The organism is Sporosarcina sp. YIM B06819 (genome assembly GCF_033485175.1).
Classification (GTDB): domain Bacteria; phylum Bacillota; class Bacilli; order Bacillales_A; family Planococcaceae; genus Sporosarcina.
Genome location: NZ_JAWLIQ010000027.1, coordinates 1 through 17,555 on the forward strand (window position 1 = coordinate 1; position 17,555 = coordinate 17,555).

Annotated in this window: 16 protein-coding genes; 5 read left to right on the forward strand and 11 right to left on the reverse strand. The window is 39.7% G+C overall.

Annotation, left to right across the window (positions count from 1 at the left end):
- The 5 genes from R2B72_RS15785 to licT form a co-directional block, all read right to left on the reverse strand.
- Window positions 1-126: helix-turn-helix domain-containing protein (locus R2B72_RS15785; protein ID WP_318617760.1), on the reverse strand; the 126-nt coding region annotated here is incomplete at its 3' end.
- A 492-nt stretch (window positions 127-618) separates the two neighbouring features.
- Window positions 619-2,055 (reverse strand): glycoside hydrolase family 1 protein, encoded by a 1,437-nt coding sequence (locus R2B72_RS15790; protein ID WP_412177869.1) that lies wholly within the window; start codon window positions 2,053-2,055, stop codon window positions 619-621.
- A gap of 36 nt (window positions 2,056-2,091) precedes the next feature.
- Complete coding sequence (locus R2B72_RS15795) at window positions 2,092-3,528, reverse strand: 6-phospho-beta-glucosidase (RefSeq protein ID WP_318617685.1); 1,437 nt, start codon at window positions 3,526-3,528, stop codon at window positions 2,092-2,094.
- Between the two features lie 68 nt (window positions 3,529-3,596).
- A complete protein-coding gene (locus R2B72_RS15800) occupies window positions 3,597-5,525 on the reverse strand; it encodes a beta-glucoside-specific PTS transporter subunit IIABC (protein ID WP_318617686.1) in 1,929 nt (642 codons plus the stop codon).
- A 230-nt stretch (window positions 5,526-5,755) separates the two neighbouring features.
- Complete coding sequence (gene licT / locus R2B72_RS15805) at window positions 5,756-6,616, reverse strand: BglG family transcription antiterminator LicT (RefSeq protein WP_318617762.1); 861 nt, start codon at window positions 6,614-6,616, stop codon at window positions 5,756-5,758.
- Window positions 6,617-7,085: 469 nt separating this feature from the next.
- Between licT and R2B72_RS15810 the strand changes: the two genes are divergently transcribed.
- Both R2B72_RS15810 and R2B72_RS15815 read left to right on the forward strand, forming a co-directional pair.
- Window positions 7,086-7,484 (forward strand): MerR family transcriptional regulator, encoded by a 399-nt coding sequence (locus tag R2B72_RS15810; RefSeq protein ID WP_318617688.1) that lies wholly within the window; start codon window positions 7,086-7,088, stop codon window positions 7,482-7,484.
- A gap of 29 nt (window positions 7,485-7,513) precedes the next feature.
- The gene (locus R2B72_RS15815; RefSeq protein WP_318617690.1) at window positions 7,514-8,518 is read left to right on the forward strand and encodes an aldo/keto reductase; all 1,005 of its coding nucleotides are present in this window, start codon (window positions 7,514-7,516) and stop codon (window positions 8,516-8,518) included.
- 187 nt (window positions 8,519-8,705) lie between these two features.
- Here the strand turns inward: R2B72_RS15815 and R2B72_RS15820 are convergent, their stop codons facing one another.
- The 3 genes from R2B72_RS15820 to R2B72_RS15830 form a co-directional block, all read right to left on the reverse strand.
- Window positions 8,706-10,451: a GMC family oxidoreductase gene (locus tag R2B72_RS15820; protein ID WP_318617692.1), complete on the reverse strand. Its 1,746-nt coding sequence runs from the start codon at window positions 10,449-10,451 to the stop codon at window positions 8,706-8,708.
- Between the two features lie 15 nt (window positions 10,452-10,466).
- A complete protein-coding gene (locus R2B72_RS15825) occupies window positions 10,467-11,291 on the reverse strand; it encodes a gluconate 2-dehydrogenase subunit 3 family protein (RefSeq protein WP_318617694.1) in 825 nt (274 codons plus the stop codon).
- Window positions 11,292-11,502: 211 nt separating this feature from the next.
- Window positions 11,503-12,879 carry a catalase gene (locus R2B72_RS15830; RefSeq protein WP_412177867.1) on the reverse strand — a complete coding sequence of 459 codons (1,377 nt, stop codon included), beginning with the start codon at window positions 12,877-12,879 and terminating at the stop codon, window positions 11,503-11,505.
- A gap of 165 nt (window positions 12,880-13,044) precedes the next feature.
- Between R2B72_RS15830 and R2B72_RS15835 the strand changes: the two genes are divergently transcribed.
- On the forward strand, window positions 13,045-13,470 hold the full coding sequence (locus R2B72_RS15835; RefSeq protein ID WP_318617696.1) for a GatB/YqeY domain-containing protein: 426 nt from the start codon (window positions 13,045-13,047) through the stop codon (window positions 13,468-13,470).
- A 188-nt stretch (window positions 13,471-13,658) separates the two neighbouring features.
- Here R2B72_RS15835 and R2B72_RS15840 read toward each other — a convergent pair whose 3' ends face one another.
- Window positions 13,659-14,147 carry a hypothetical protein gene (locus R2B72_RS15840; protein ID WP_318617698.1) on the reverse strand — a complete coding sequence of 163 codons (489 nt, stop codon included), beginning with the start codon at window positions 14,145-14,147 and terminating at the stop codon, window positions 13,659-13,661.
- Window positions 14,148-14,453: 306 nt separating this feature from the next.
- Here R2B72_RS15840 and R2B72_RS15845 point away from each other — a divergent pair, with 306 nt between their 5' ends.
- Complete coding sequence (locus tag R2B72_RS15845; protein WP_318617700.1) at window positions 14,454-14,777, forward strand: PadR family transcriptional regulator; 324 nt, start codon at window positions 14,454-14,456, stop codon at window positions 14,775-14,777.
- Window positions 14,761-15,363, forward strand: a complete 603-nt coding sequence (locus R2B72_RS15850; protein ID WP_318617702.1) for a DUF2812 domain-containing protein — start codon at window positions 14,761-14,763, stop codon at window positions 15,361-15,363. The genes R2B72_RS15845 and R2B72_RS15850 overlap by 17 nt, the downstream gene beginning before the upstream one ends.
- Window positions 15,364-15,528: 165 nt before the next feature.
- Here R2B72_RS15850 and R2B72_RS15855 read toward each other — a convergent pair whose 3' ends face one another.
- Window positions 15,529-16,710, reverse strand: a complete 1,182-nt coding sequence (locus tag R2B72_RS15855; protein WP_318617704.1) for an XRE family transcriptional regulator — start codon at window positions 16,708-16,710, stop codon at window positions 15,529-15,531.
- A 25-nt stretch (window positions 16,711-16,735) separates the two neighbouring features.
- Complete coding sequence (locus tag R2B72_RS15860; protein ID WP_318617706.1) at window positions 16,736-17,500, reverse strand: hypothetical protein; 765 nt, start codon at window positions 17,498-17,500, stop codon at window positions 16,736-16,738.
- Between the last annotated feature and the right edge of the window lie 55 nt (window positions 17,501-17,555).

A 17,555-nucleotide genomic window follows, 5' to 3' on the forward strand; every position in this document is an offset into this window, starting at 1 on the left:
TTTGTAGTTTTCCTGTTGCCGTGCGAGCGTCCAATTATAGACCCATCTTGCGGTACCAACCGACTTCCACATTTTTAATTCTTGCGCTTTTGTCGGTCTCAACCTGACCTTTTCCCCCAGAATCATCCTCCCCTCAACTCCTTGACGAGATGTAAAACTTCGTTAGCAAGTTGTTTCTGCGAGTTGTAACGATGGCGGGACAAGGAAACATAGTCGGGCTTAAACTTCCTTTTACCCGTAAAACCCCAATCTCTTAACATTTGAACAGCCACATTCATTCCGTATGTGGGTTGGCCTATACTATATCGCTTCATAATTACCACCTCCGTACAAGTTCTATCCCCCTTGTACGGAAAAGTATGCACAATACCAATGGACTTTTAACTATTTTTATAGTTTTTTATATGCTGTTCAAGTGCCTCCGTTACGAATCAAACTACTATCCATATAGACTATGCTATCTTCGTATGGCTTGCTAATCGGTGACTGTTATTTTGATCATATATAGGTTAATATTGCATCTACAGGGTAGATGTCAACTGTTAAGTAAAAGAGCCATCTAATCCAATCAACAAAAAACGCCGGCAACCACAATGGTTTGCCGGCGGTATGATTATGCTATAGATTTTCACCATTCGTCGCGATAACATCCTTATACCAGAAGAAAGACTTTTTCTTCTTCCGTTCCAACGTTCCACTACCATCATCATGCTTGTCCACATAGATATAGCCATAGCGTTTTGACATTTCGCCTGTCGATGCGCTCACTAGGTCAATACAGCCCCAGCTCGTATAGCCCATTATCTCAATACCATCTTCATTGATGGCATCTTTCATCGCCGTAATATGCTCACGTAGATAATCAATACGATAGTCATCGTTGATGGAACCATCTTGCTCAACTTCATCATAAGCACCTAAACCATTTTCAACAACGAAAAGTGGAACCTCGTATCTGTCATACAATTTATTCAAAGAGACGCGCAACCCTGTTGGATCAATTTCCCAACCCCAGTCACTTGCGTTAAGGAAAGGATTTTTCACACCCGCTAATATATTCCCTTGCGCTTGTTCCATTTCGGATTTCTCTTTTTTCTCTGTTCGTGACATATAATAACTAAAAGCAATATAGTCGACAGTATGCTCTTTCAATAATTCTAGATCACCTTCTCGAATATCTAATTCAATGCCATGTTTTGCAAAGTAACTATTTATGAAGGCTGGATATTCTCCCCGCACTTGGACATCTGCGCAAAAATTATTAAATAACCGTTCTTCCTGATGCGCATAAAGGATATTTTCCGGATTTGCGTCAAATGGGTAGACGGGTGCGAAAATAATCATACAACCAATTTGCGATCCAGGAATGATTTCATGGCAAGCTTTGACCGCGATGCTGCTAGCAACAAATTGATGGTGGAACGCCTGGTAAGTCGCCTGATACTTATCTTCTTCCTTCTCAATTGAAAAACCTAGACCCATGATCGGCATCATTAAGCCACTATTGATTTCATTGAAAGTCATCCAGTATTTCACTTTGTCCTTATAACGAGTAAAGATTGCATTCACGTATCTTTCAAAGAATGTGACGACTTCACGGTTTCTCCAGCCACCGTATTCTTTAACTAGATTTATCGGCATTTCATAGTGTGAAATCGTTACGACTGGTTCGATGCCGTATTTATGCAATTCATCGAAGACGCGATCATAAAAAGCGAGTCCTTCTTCGTTTGCTTCCAATTCATCCCCTTGTGGGAAAATTCTTGTCCAGGCAATGGACATACGGAATGCTTTAAAACCCATTTCTGCAAATAGCGCAATATCCTCTTTATAACGATGATAAAAATCAATGCCTTCATGATTCGGATAACTATATTTTGTTTTATCAATTTCGAAATCAAATCCTGGCTCCATTAATATCTTCAGTCGCTCTTTCCCACCTGGAAGAACATCCGCAATATTTAAACCTTTTTCTCCCTCATAAAATCCACCTTCCATTTGGTTAGCAGCCGTAGCTCCTCCCCAAAGAAATCCATCTGGAAAACTTGCATTCATTTGTCCCATTTCTTCATACCTCCTGTTTTTTAATTGTTAATTTTCAAGACTTGCCCCGTTCGTTTCAATCACTTTTTTATACCAATCAAAACTTTTCTTCTTCGTTCTAGTCAATGATCCATTGCCTTCATTATCTTTATCGACATATATATAGCCATAGCGTTTCTTCATTTCCCCTGTCGAGGCACTAACAATGTCAATCGGTCCCCAACTTGTATAGCCAATAATATCTACCCCGTCTTCGATTGCCTCGGACATTTCAATCAAGTGTTTTTTCAGGTAATCAATCCTGCCATCATCATGGATTTCTCTATCTGAATTCAATTCGTCTACGGCACCAAGTCCATTTTCCACAACAAACAATGGTTTCTGGTAACGGTCATACAGCTGATTGGCTGTAATACGGAACCCTTTAGGGTCAATGGTCCATCCCCACGCTGACTTTTCTACATATGGATTTTCAATGGACCCAAAAACATTACCGCTTGTCAATTGCTTTACTATTTCTGGATCTGTACTTGTTGTACGGCTTGAATAATAGCTAAACCCGATATAATCAACCGTATGATTTTTCAAAAGGGCTGCATCTTCTTTTTCCATCTTAATAGTCAGATCGTTATCTTTAAAGAACCGCTTCGTGTATGCAGGATATTCCCCACGTGACTGCACATCAATAAAGAAAAAGGACTCACGATCTTTTTCCATTGCCTCATACACATCGTCCGGGTTACATGTATACGGATAAGTCGTTCCCGCCGCAAGCATACAGCCAATTTTTGCATTCGGTATTAGCTCATGACAAGCTTTCACAGCTAATGCACTTGCTACAAGCTGATGATGCGCTGCTTGGTATTGGATTTGTTTTTGATTATCCCCTTCTTTGAAAACAAGACCCGCGCCTATAAACGGCAAGTGAAGCAACATATTAATCTCATTAAAGGTCATCCAGTATTTCACTTTGTCCTTATAACGTGTAAAGACTGTTTTTACATACTTCTCAAAGAAATGCACGAGCTTTCGGTTACTCCAGCTACCGTACGTTTCAACTAAATGTACCGGTACATCAAAGTGAGCAAGTGTAACAACCGGCTCAATTCCATGCTTCAATAACTCATCAAACAAATTATCATAGAACTGTAAACCAGCTTCATTTGGTGACTCATCGTCTCCGTTCGGGAAAATTCTTGCCCAAGAGATGGAAAGGCGTAACGCTTTGAATCCCATTTCTGCAAATAGAGCAATATCCTCCTTATAACGGCGATAAAAATCAATCGATTCATGGGATGGATAGTATTCTTCAGCACTAGGTATAAAGGAATCAATATGACCAGTCATAACATCCCACCGTTTTTCTCCAGTTGGAAGCAGGTCAACGATTGTTAGTCCCTTTCCGTCCTCAAGATAAGCACCCTCAGCCTGATTGGCCGCAATCGCACCGCCCCATAAAAATCCTTGTGGAAAGTTTGTAGACATATAAATTCTCCTATTCTATTAATTTTATTTGAGAGGAAGCATGCTTTAACATGCTTCCCTTTTTAACGTTATTTTGCCTGTAACTCAAGTAAATCGAACCCATGCTTAATTTGTTTTTCTGTCGTTGGTACTAGCTTATAGCGTTCATGATTTGTCACAATGACCGGCGTTGTCACATCAAATCCAGCAGTTCTAATTTGTTCAATATCGAATTCGATGAGTAATTGACCTTTTTCAACACGGTCACCTTGCGCAATATGTGCTGTGAAATACTTTCCTTCCAATTGAACTGTATCCAATCCAATATGAATTAACATTTCTGCACCATCGTCAGCCACAATACCTATTGCGTGCTTTGTAGGGAATAGAGCAGTTACTGTACCAGTAACAGGTGAGAATAGTTTCCCTTCTGACGGAACAATAGCCACACCTGCTCCAAGTGCGCCAGATGCAAATGCCGCATCATTAATCTCCGATAAAGGAATCATTTGACCATTAAAAGGACTGAAAACCACTTTGTTATTTACTTTAACTGTAGTTTCTTTATGATTAGCAGTATTTGCTACGACAGTTTCTTCACCTTTCTCTGAATTTCTTCCTTTGCCCATTCCAAACAAATAGGTAAGAATAAAACCTAAAACGAAAGCGACTGCCATCGCAATAATTGCGCCCCAAAATTCTATTGTTAGACCCCCTGTCGGATGAATAAAACTTGGAATAGCAAAGATGCCAAGACCACCAAGGAGGTATCCATGAGTACCAGTAATCCCAACAATACCTCCTCCGACTGCAGCAGCAATACAACTCATAATAAACGGCTTTTTCAATGGCAGTGTAACGCCATAAATTGCTGGTTCTGTGACACCGAAAATTCCTGAGATAAATGCCGGTATACTAAGTGATTTCAGCTTTTGCTGTTTTGTTTTCATCCAGACTGCAAGAACGGCACCGATTTGTGCGAATGATGGCGCAAACACCATAGCTAGGATTGGATCTGCACCCATAGTCATAAGATTATTGATAGCAACTGGAACAATACCCCAATGTAGACCAAAAATAACGATTACTTGCCATAATCCTCCAAGAACCGCTCCCGCTGCAATTGGACTTAGATTATAAATCCAAATCGTCGATTGTCCTAAAATTTGACCAGCCCATGTTGCAATAGGTCCAATCACAATAAATGTAACGGGTACAATAACTAATAATGTTCCGAAAGGCACTAAGAACAGTTTTACAACATCAGGAATGACTTTCTTAAACCCTTTTTCTATTTTAGACCCGAAATAAGCCGCAAGAATAATTGGAATAACAGATGATGCGTAACTCATTAAAATAACTGGAATACCCAAAAATGTAATATAAACCGGTGATTCAAACATTGTTCCTGCAAATAATGTATAGAGTGGATCGCCAGCAGTTAACGTCGACAATGACGGATAAACAAGCGCTGCACCTATCGCCATCCCGATGAATTTATTGCCACCAAACTTCGTCATCGCTGTATAGCCTAGGAAGATCGGGAAGAAGTGAAACAGGGCATCCCCAACTGCATTAAGAATTTGATACGTCCCAGAAGTATTGTCTAACCAACCTAAAGCTATGAATAACGCATTAAATCCTTTGATCATCCCTGCAGCAGCTAATACGCCAAGCACAGGAAAAAAGATGCTAGAAACGATATCTATAAACCCATTTAACAAACCTTTTTTCTCTTTTGGACCGTCCTCTTCTACAGGGGCCTGCGCTTGAAGCCCCGCTACTTCTAGTACCGCCTTGTAGACATCAGGCACATGATTTCCGATGACAACTTGGTACTGGCCACCGCTTTTCATAACCGTAACAACGCCATCCATTTCTTTCAGCACATTGGTATTTGCTTTTCCTTCATCCTTTAACTGAAAACGCAAACGCGTTACACAATGTACAACACGCCTAATATTGTCCTTACCCCCAACGTTTTCAACGATGTCCTTTGCCAATTGTTCGTACTTCATTTTCGATCCCCTCTTTCTCCCAAAAGTTATTTTTATAAATAAAAAAACCCGACCCAATCCGAACACATAAGTTACTTACGTGTCAGATCAGTTCAGGTTATGCCCAAATTTGGTAACATTCCATGAATGAATATTTTATTTAATCGAAATATATCACACCTTTTTTATAATGTCAACGCTTTCATAAACTTTTAGTAGTTAGTACAATACTACTATTCAACCTCCATAAATCACTCAGATATACTATTTAATTCATGCCGTTGAGTGACTCGATGAATATGCAATGTTAAATAGATTTCTTCATCTTTGGAAATAGTATATTGATAGGTATTATCCAAATAAGCAACAATCTTTTGGCTACATTGAAAAGCATCTGTATACTTTTGTTGCATTTGTTCATATAAAAAAGCATCATGACTATCCGCTGCAATTTCCTTACGCATAAACCGTATGGCAAAGAATCGGAGATGCGTTAAAAAACGTTCATAGTTGACCGAACTCTCATCTAACTCCACTTGGAAATAATACTTTACAATGTTCAAGATGTTATTAACCATTTCCGTAACTTGTACAGCCCCCGCCATATTCTCGCCGGAGATTTGACTGTTTACTAAATGTAATGCAATTGAAGCTGCTTCATCTTCTGGAAGTCTGACTCCCGTATCATTTTCAATAATATCAAGGGCTTTTAAAGCAACTTGAAACTCACTTTTATAATACTTTCGAATTTCCCATAATAACGCGTTTTTAAAGTCGATTCCCTGCTCATGCCTAATAATTGCAAAGCTTAAGTGATCAGTTAAGGCAACATATAAATAATCGTCCAATTTAAATGGCAGTTGGGTTTTGGCATAATCTAAAATTTTTGACGAAATATTCAAATATAATTCAGAAGTATCTCTCAATAAGTTAGCAAGTTTTTCAGAAACACCGTTTTTTTCCAAGATAAAGGTTTTCTCGATTTTAGAGTTTTCAATTGGATCTCCTACCTTTTTCTGAAAAGCCAAACCTCGCCCCATCACAACTATTTCTTGGTTCAATTCATTATTCGAAATGACAACATTATTATTTAATACCTTCTCAATCTTCATATACCTTCGCCTTTGATTCAATGATCAGCCCTCCCTTTAAATAAGCACAATAAAAACCCAACTCTGTGAAAAGAATAATTATTCATTATTCCAACACAAACTTAGGTTTTGCCTGCCAAACAGTAACAATCCAATTATTCAATTGTAAGCGATTACCTATAATATTGTCATGTAGTTTGAAGATTGTCAAGAGTCAATCAAAATTCATCTTACACACTATCCTTCTAAAAAAATATTGGCATCTTTAGACCCCAAAAGTCTGCCTCCTCATCCGATTTCAATATAGTTTTCTAGACAATCAAAAAAACTTGAATACACTCACAAGTATTTTTGAGCTCGCTGCTGTCTTTTCAGTCACACTGGTTCCGTCAGATTTGAAGAAGGAAAAAGAATAACTCAATTCCCTTGCCTTAGAGTGCACTCCAAGGTTTAGACTGAACTTAGCTCAAAAGAAAAGAGGTGGATTTACATGAACATTAAACCGGTAAGTGAAAAAACTGGTGTGTCTGCTGATACAATTCGTTATTACGAGCGCATTGGCTTAATACCACCCATAAAAAGAAATAAAAATGGTGTACGTGAGTTTGACGATGAGGACATTCGCTGGATTGAGTTCTCTCGCAAAATGCGTGAAGCAGGATTATCCATTGAAGCACTAATCGAATACATTGGGTTGTTCAAAGATGGTGATGATACCACTATCCCAGCTCGTGTGGGCATACTAAGTGATGAACGTGACGATTTGCAAAAGCGTATTAATATGATGCAAAGTGCACTCAGGCGTTTGAATTTTAAGATTGATAACTATGAGAGTCATGTTGTTCCCACTGAAAAAGAGCTTCGTGAATTTGATGAACAAGAAAAGTAAACGGTAAATAAAACAATGGAGGTTTTATTATGGAATACGTTAAATTCGGCAATACCGGGATGGATGTATCTCGTATTTGTTTAGGGGCAATGGGGTTCGGGGATGCAGAGAAATGGACCCACAAATGGGTTTTAGACGAAGAACATAGTCGTCCAATCATTAAAAAAGCGCTCGATTTAGGGATTAATTTCTTTGATACCGCGAATGTTTATTCGCTGGGTGAGAGTGAGAAAATTCTTGGCCGCGCACTAAAGGACTATGCAAAACGTGACGATATTGTCCTCGCAACAAAAGTTCATCAAACAATGCGCCCAGGTCGCCCAAACAGCGGTGGATTATCCCGTAAAGAAATTATGAGCGAAATCAATCATAGTTTGGAACGCCTGGAAACAGATTATGTAGATTTATATATTATTCATCGCTGGGACTATCACACACCAATTGAAGAAACGATGGAAGCTCTTCATGATGTCGTTAAATCAGGGAAAGCTCGTTATATTGGTGCGAGTGCTATGTACGCTTGGCAATTCCAAAAAGCGCAACGTGTAGCTGAACAAAATGGCTGGACGAAATTTGTCTCCATGCAAAACCACTATAATATGATTTACCGTGAAGATGAGCGTGAAATGATTCCATTTTGTCGTGATGAAAAAATTGCGATTACACCGTACAGTCCACTTGCTTCGGGTCGTTTGACTCGTGATTGGTCAGAGACTACTTTTCGTTCTGAAACGGACACAATTCAACATTCAAAATATGATAGTATGATTTCTGCTGATCGCGGCATCGTAGAACGTTTGGCTGAAGTAGCAATCAAGCACGATGTTACTCGCGATAAGATTGCGTTAGCTTGGCTTCTGAATAAGGACCAAGTTGTCTCGCCAATTATTGGTGCACAAAAAGAAAGCCATCTTGAAAGTGCGGTAGCTGCACTTGATATTCGCTTGACTCCTGATGAGATGATTTATTTAGAGGAGTTATACGTGCCACATCCAGTAGTAGGGCTTATTCCGGATCCGAGATTCCTTACGTAAAAAAAATTCTCTTTTACATTGAGCTGCTTCTGTCTTTATGTAGGGGCAGCATGTTTAATAAAAAAGTGCTGATATGCTATTAATCAAAAAAACGCTTGAGTAAACGCTCAAGCGTTGTTGAATTATAGCTGTCTTTTCAACCTTCAATTTCCGTAACTTTTGAAATGGAGGAACTTCCGAAAAAAAGTTAAACAATGCTACTCTTCTGTTTTGCTTCTACTAATTGACCGCCGTTTTTCAAGTAGTTCACAATTCCTTCAGACGCGCGGTAAGCCAATGCCCCAATTGTTGCGGTTGGGTGATGGCCCGCAAATTGTGGAAAGGCGGATCCACCAACTACGAAGAGGTTATCGACGTCCCACATTTGTAAGTAGTTATTGACTGCCGATGTTGCCGGGTCTGTTCCCATAATGACGCCTCCTGCGTAATGCATACCATCATAGACATGATCAAATTCTTCCGGAACCTCATCCTCATCAATGATGTCCGCACCCATTGCTTCCATGATTTCACGTGATTTCTCTATGCCGAATTTAGCCATATTTCGGTCTTGGTCAGTATATTTATAAGTTACACGCAGTAGTGGATCATTAAAATTATCCTTATACGTTGGATCCAAATCTAAAAAGTTATGCCAATAGGACATGGTTGCCATTGTATACCATACAACCAGAGAGCGATTTGTATAATAGATTGAGTTCTTCTTAAACTCTTCTCCCCATCCTGGTGTACCTTTCGGAACATGATTCGTCGCGATGGCACCGTCTCCGTATTGTCGTAATTCGATTCCTCCGCCATTAATGAAATCTACATTTGAATGATCGAAATTATCTCCCGCAAAATCACTCAAGGTAGCGCCTAATGCTCCTGCTCCCATGTAATAATTAAATTTCTTGTCTTTAAAAAATCCTCTCGCACCTAGAAAAGTAATATTAAATTGAGCGTTAAAGTTTCTTCCAATTACACCTTGTCTCGTATTCGGATTATAGGGCTTTCCGATACCAGATAACAGTAATAAGCGATTGTTTGTAAATGTGAACGCGGCCAATACGACTACATCCGCGGGTTGTTCAAATTCTTCTCCCGTCATGGTATCGGTATAGAGGACACCTGTCGCTTTGCCACCTTTGTATAAGACACGGCGAACATAAGCGCCTGTTCTCGCTTCAAAATTTCCGGTCTTCATGGCTGTTGGGAGTACCGTCACAAGTGGATCTGATTTGGCACCAAAGTCGCATCCATAATGTGAACAAAATGAACAAAACATACACTGATTCATCTGTTCCCCATCAGGATTTACATACGCTTGCGATAAATTACCTGCAGGAACGCGGTATGGATGGTACCCCATTTTTTTGGTAGTGTCCATAAATAAACGAATGGCTGGAGATTCCTTCATTGGTGGATTCGGATAATCACTGGATCGCATATCTCCAATAGGATCAGGTTCTCCCGAAATTCCCGCTGTTTTTTCCCATCGATCATAATACTTTTCCATCTCATCGTATGTGATTCCCCAGTCCTGTATCGTCATATCGGCAGGGATCTTATTCTTCCCGTAGCGCTCAATTGTTTTGCTTCTAATTTCAAAATCATATGGCTTCCAACGATAAGTGGCACCGGCCCAATGCACACTGCCCCCACCCAAATCCGTACCAATCATTACTTCCTTACGGGTTCTTACTGGCAATGCTGTTTCATCTACATAATTTCGGGAAGTAACTGTATCAGAAGCCAGATTCTGCATCATCTCATAGCGGTCCGTATAACGCAGTTCATCTTTCACGCCTATATAATCATCTCGAGTTACATTTTTACCACGTTCTAGCGCTACCACTTTATAGCCTGCTTTCGAAAGTTCAGCTGAGACAACACCACCCGCCCAACCCGTACCTACAACAACTACATCCACTTTAGCCAATTTAACTACCATCTTATTTTCCCCCCATTAATGACCTTGATAATTTCGTAAGCTTTCTGGTTCCATTACAATGAATTCTTCCACATCAATTTTGTCCAAGTAACTCATTCGTGGGCCCGGATACTCTTTCATTTTCCATCCCATCATATTTTTATTGCCGCCATACACCGGATCAGCATAGGCTCCTTCGAGCGTAGTCTGCAGAAGTAAATAGAAGAAGTTTGAAGATCCTACCCCTTTCATTTCGACTTTATCCTCCTCGAACATACGCAGCACTTCATCTTGCTTATCTGGAGCCAAGTCAACAAACCTTGCTCCAAAGTCCTCTTGTGCCACTTGATCTATTTTCCGTAAGCCCAACGTAAAAATTTCACTTCGATTTAATATAGATTGGTAGCGGGGAGTAGGAGCAGGGACTTGGGTGGCTGCATTCGGTCCTTGGCTATCCTGATTATTGCTGTTATTATGATTACCCGCTGCTTGGATATTCGTAATAAAAGGACCCTTCATATATTCCTTGGCATTCATCCCCCACTCACCAGCTAATTGCTTGTCAATAAAGAATGGGACGCCTAGCTCAATAGCGCCGGGACCTAAACTGTCTTTCGGAAAAAGGCGTTCGGTTGCGGCCGATAAGATATTAAAGTCTTCAGCACGATTGATAAACACCCGTGCTTCTTGTAGCCCACCACTCATCTTTGCATCTGATAGTATTTCCGGCTTTTTTTGAAACTGGTTTGTCAGCAGCCCCCCAAACAAGCCCCCCCCCACTAATCCTCCGGCAACTAGTCCTGAATTCTTTATAAACGTACGTCGGCTCATGCCGTTTGTACCCGTCGATTTATCTGCCACTTCGTGCTCCTCCTTACAATTACATTCATGTATTGCTTATCACACATAATCGCCAGTATCATCCAAATATATTCATGAATTAATTAGTGTTGGAATTTTATTCATTCAAAGGGAGCTAATTCAGAACTTGTGGATCCTTTTTAGATAATAAAAATAGGAATGAGCACTGTAAAATACAGTGCTCATTCCTACAGAATTCCAATACTTCCCCCTATGTCTGCATATCAATTTCCCGGACAACCCGTTCCCACAATTCCGGCGACGCATTATACAAATACGACAAAACAATACGCTGCGTTTTTTGAGATATGCCGGCAAGATCAGTAGCAAGATTTTTGACTAGATGGTCTTGCTGTACAAGGGGAAGACCATAATAAAATTGCCCGGCTTGCGTAAAATCATCCTGTTTCGGCAAATCAGATCGTACCAGATGCCCCTCCACATATCTGCCATTTCCGCTTGTCACAAGAGAAGCTGGCAACCAATCTTGCTGATGATTGATAGGTATTCTACGAAAATCTGGTCCAAGCCGCCGTCTCTGAGAATCCCAGTAAATATTGGCGCGTCCCTGCAGCAACTTATCATCCGATAATTCTGCGCCTTCCAATAGATTGGACGGTGAAAACGCCACTTTCTCAACTTGTTCCATATAATTATCCGGGTTTCGGTTCAACGTCATGCGACCAACTGGTATAAGCGGATACTGCTGTTCATCCCAAACTTTTGTATCATCCAATGGATCATAGGAAAGAGTGGCTTCGTCTTCTGGATTCATCAGCTGCACATAAAGCCCATAGACAACGGGCTCACCCTTTGCTAGGGCATCATACAAATCCTTGCCTGCAATATCCGGATTCTCGCCATTCCATCGGGCGGCTTCTTGACTGTCTATATATTGCTTCCCGGCATCAGGGACCCAGTGATACTTAACATAGCTGCGAACGCCCTGCTCATTCCGCCAAACATAGGTGTTCACACTATGCCCCGGCATGTGACGAAAGCTTTTTACTGTGCCTGCATTGGAGTAGAGCCAAACTAGAAAATGAGTGGATTCTGGCGCTCTGGCTACGAAGCTCCAAAACCGTTCAGGATCCATCAAGTTATTTACTGGAGAGGGTAACAGAGCCTTAATGGCCTCTGGAAAGCGCATGGCGTCTCGTACTAGAAATACAGGGATGTGATTACAAACCAAATCAAAAATGCCCTCTTCAGTATAAAACTTAGTAGAAAATCCTCGCACATTTCGGGAGGTGTCTGGAGTGCCTTTATTGCTTACAGCAAGCGAAAACCTCACCGTGACTGGAACCTGTTGCCCAGGATTTTGTAAAAAGCTTAGCTTTGTGTAATTTGCCATCGAATACACGGTCTCAAAGTAGCCAAAGGCACCAAAGCCTTTCACATGCACGGGTCTTTCTAAAATTTTTTCATGGACAAAGGTTTCCAATGTTTCATGCAAAATATTGTCCTGCTCCAGTACAGGACCTCTTTCACCTACCGTCTGTGAATGCATTTCATGAGCCCTTTTGCTTGATATATTTCTGTTTAGATACGTAGAAGATTCTGATGCCCATCCATTGTTTTCTCTCATAACGCCTCCTGCCTCCTGTATCCACAAGTTAATTCCCTAAGATACAGTATTATTTATGTGAGGCTTCATCCTATTATGAATTCGAATAGCTAGCCAATCACCATTTGTTGCTTTTCACATGTAGCTCTTTTATACTTTTAACCACAAGTGGGAGGAGATGCAACAATGTTAAAGACAACCGTATTTGAACATTTAAAGAATGCTATGAGGGAAAAAGATGTACTTTCAAAAGGCATACTGACATTATTGAAAGCAGCATTGGATAGCGCGGAAAAGGAAAAAGGTGCAGTTCTTTCAACTGAAGAAGAAGTCGCCATCGTCAACCGCGAAATCAAACAGACCCATCAATCACTGGAAGGAGCACAAACAGCACAGCGCGAAGACTTAATTGAACAAGAAGAAGCGAAACTGGTTCTGCTCAAAAAGTTCTTGCCTGCACAACTGAGCGAGGAAGAAATTGTAGCGATGTTGACAGAGGCAGGAATCACCAAAGGCATGAACATGGGTGATGCTATGAAAATTGCAAAACCACTACTTGCCGGAAAAACAGACGGTGGAACGATGTCGAAAGTTGTTAAAAGCTTAATTTAAAATAGACAAAACGAACCTTGCCATTACGGGAGGTTCGTTTTGGTTTATCCTGTGAAAAATGGGCCGTATGTTGAATCCAGCCACTATGGGGGCTAGTTCTCAAGCGATTCACTTACTAACTCTGCCGGCTCTTCCTTAGCAGAAACATTCTTATTCATTTCGTTCGAAGATTCTTGCGCTTTTCTAATCTAGGTGTTCATCCCGCTATCGGGGCTTCTCGTACGCTCGGCGAGTTCGTTAATTTTCTTTGCCTTACTCTCTGCAAATGTCCCGCGGCCTATGTCATTCTTCATTTCTGTTTTGAGTCGACGATGCGCATTTTCGATGGGTACTTTCACTTGCTTTATTGCGCTAATTTGGGCAAGGGATTGTACAGTTTCAGACTTCTCTTGTACTTGGGTAGTAGCTTGTTGCCTTTCTACTTTTTCACGCTGTTCTCTCTCGCGTTTCTGTGTTTCTATTGTCGCTATTTGTCCCTGGGTTTCGGCAATTTGTTCATCAAATGCTCCAATCTGCCCTTTAATCGTAGAAAGCTCTTCCCCAGCCTTCAATGTACGTTTTATCAAATTACTTTTCTCCTCTTGAACTTTCTGCTGTTTTTCCATTAAGCTTTCGATCATAGGGGCAGACCTTTCTTGCCAATTCCCTAGCCGAGCCCGCGCTTCATTGCTAATCATAATAGAATCTCTTTTGCCAGATTTCCCTGCATTTTCATCATTTCCTTTAAGGATGATTTGTGGTGAAAAAGTTTTTGTGACTGGACTTACTTTTAATCCATTAAATACTTTTATTTCCCAACACCGTCCTTTTCACCTTCTTACTTCTTCATCTCGATATATATTGGGTTTATTTAACAAGATGCCAATCACAATCCTAAAATATTTTTTATAAACTCAATTATACAGTTGGAATGTATAGTTAGACTGTATATAATTAAGCTATATAGTTAGACTGTATATCCAGATGGTAAGGAGGTTAATTAAATGAGAAGGCATAAGTTACTTCCCTTAACAGAAACAATGCATTATATATTGTTGGCGTTAAGGGAGCCGTTACATGGCTATGCAATTATGCAGAAGGTAGAAGTTATGAGCAAGGGGCAAGTTCGGATAGCTGCGGGTACATTATATGGAGCCGTTGAGAACTTATTGAAATACAAGTGGATTGTGCTCGTACCTACTGATGATCCAAGAAGAAAAGTTTATAGGGTAACAAGCGAAGGTCTAGATATTTTACAAACTGAACAAGAACGTTTAAGCCACATTCTCTCACTTTATGAAGGAGGCGAATATGATGAAGAAATTTAGATTATTTATTGATTCACGAAAAGAAGAGAAATGGTTAAATAAAATGATTGAAAAAGGTTGGATATGCAAGAAGGTCAATGCATTTGGAATATATTATTTCGAAAAAACCAAAATGCTCAAGCAAGTCATTCGCCTTGATTCCCAATCATTCAAGTCGATAGAAATATATGAGCAATATATACAATTACATGAGGACTTTGGCTGGCACCATATAGGAGGTTCACGCTGGTCTTTGTCGCAATATTGGACCAAACCAACAGACGGACTAGATGAGTTATTTTCAGACGATGCATCCGAAAAATCCTATTTGCAACGCTTGATGAAGTACTACGGTAACTTCACGCTATTCTTCATGTTTTTCACATTTATCTTATTTAATAACAGCTCCCCATACACAAGCCTGAAGTCAGCCTATTTTACACCTGGACTTTGGAATAGGAAGGGAATAGAATTTTTAACCGCTTTTTTAATTGAAACGCCACTTGCACTTGCAAGGTTTAGTACACCTTGGCTTTTCGTTATTGGTGGCATAGCGTGTGCGCTAATGTATCTAAGGTACAAGAATGAGTTAGAAAAAACAACGTAACGTACAGAGGGCCAGTCACTCATGTAATTTGCAAAACCATTACTTGCAAGGAAAACAGATGACGAAACGATGTCAAAATCCGTGAACAGTTTAACTTGATTTTGATAAAAAACAAAACGAACCTCGCCGCTTTGGGAGGTTCGATTTTAGGTTGACTGAGTGACATTATTGTTTAAAAACCAGTTCACTAGTCGTAAAAACTTTTTGTTCATTTTGACGATAGTTATCAAAGAATTCCTTTTCTATGCCTGTTAATATCGTTAGAAATTCTTGATCTACTTTTAATTCCTCCATTAAATTAGATACGGAATAAATCCCTCTATCAAAAAGTAGCTGCAGTATACTTTTTATCTTCATCGGACGGCTAATTGAAATCTGGTCATCAAGTGGTTCCTGCGTTTTATAGCCCTTTTTGTTAATGGACATGAAGAAATAGCGATACTGCTGATATTCCATTAGCCCCAATTTATATGCTTTCATTGCAATAGCTTGTAACGAAACTTCCCATTTTTGTTTGATGTCGATATAAGAATCTGGATTTGAAACTTTAACGATACCTGCGCAATCTTTTTTAAATTCTTCTGGTAATAGAAATTCAGAGGCAAAACTATGCGCCTCATCTTCCAAAGTTCTATAGGTTTTTCTATCCTGCATGTTGAATTCAACTTTATAGTGCAGTAATAAATGACCTAATTCATGGGCCAGATCAAAGTTTCTTCTAGCGGCAGACTTTTTAATCGTGCCCAATATAATATAAGGCCTATCGTCTTCTGTCCAAAGACTATAAGCATCAATGGTTTCTCCAATTTCTTTTTCGAAAATAAAAGCGCCTGCTTTCTCCAATAAAAAAAGAATATTTTGGTTAGAACTTTCGGGTAGTCCAATTGTTCGGCGCGCTAAGCTAGCTATGAATTGAATTTGGGTTTCCCGATCAACATTTGGGTTTTGTCCAAGATATTCAAGCGTCTCTTTCCGTAGTTGCAACAATATATTAGATGGGTAACTTATTTTGGATTCGACTTTCTTTAAAAATTCATCTAAAAATCGAATATGCATTAGTTCGCTTTGCGTTTTACTCAAAGAATTTATTGTCTCAGAACGATACGCTATATGTTGAAGCTGTATATTCTCAAAATCGACTTTATCCAATAAATCTACACGATAAAAATACGAAGCTTTCACTTTAAAAGTCAGCTTCAATTTATTCACAACTTCTAATTTAGGGGACATATAACCATTTTCATATTGCCAAATAGCCTGTTCAGTTACGCCCACTTTTTCTGCCAATTGCCCCCTACTCAAATCATTAAGAATACGGATATTGGTTAAACTTTTACCAATAAACAAGAAGGCACCTCATTTCTATAAAAACTCAATTTTCTTGCTCTTCGACATCATCAAGAACAATACCGAAGGCAGTTGCATCTAGGACACCTTCAGCTGCAATTGTTTGTACCAGAACTGATTTTAGTTCTTCCTCAATTTCAAATAAATGACTAGACTTTTGTCCAATATATGGCGTTAACTCACTTATTAAGTATGCCTTATTATCAGCAGGATTAGGCATCCATAAACGGATTTCACCAATTTGATGATCCTCATCAATGTTATAGGTAGCGATATAAAACCTGTCAAACTGCGCATCCATTCCTTCTGTATCTTCAGCTGCAAGTGTCACTGGCTGAAAATCCTCTAATAGCTCTAATTGTACAGATTGATTGAATATCTTTGCAGGAATCTCATCAAACTTAACGCCACTATTAATTTGCATTAAATTTTGCATATAGGAAGCTTTACTTCCTCGCGTGCGACCTTTCGCGTCTTTCCCCTTGTCCACCTCATCTATATTAAAATACCGTACATTTTTTACAATAAACAACGTCTTCTCATTCTTATCTGAGAACTGTAAATATTGCCAAGTTAAACCTGCCTTTGCTAAAGTACTAGTAACACCGCTGTCCTCACAAGACAAAGCAACATAATGGTCAATATGATTCCCCTTAACCCAGGCATAAGCGCCGTGAACCTTTAATTCACGAGCTTTTTGTCGCCGTACATCCAAGTAATCCCTATACCCTTCAATAATTCCATCAACAATACTTTCATTTAATTTCTCTGATAAACTGTATTCTTTCATTTGACATACACCCCTATACAATTTTATGAAAGACCTTCAACTTCATTAAATAAAA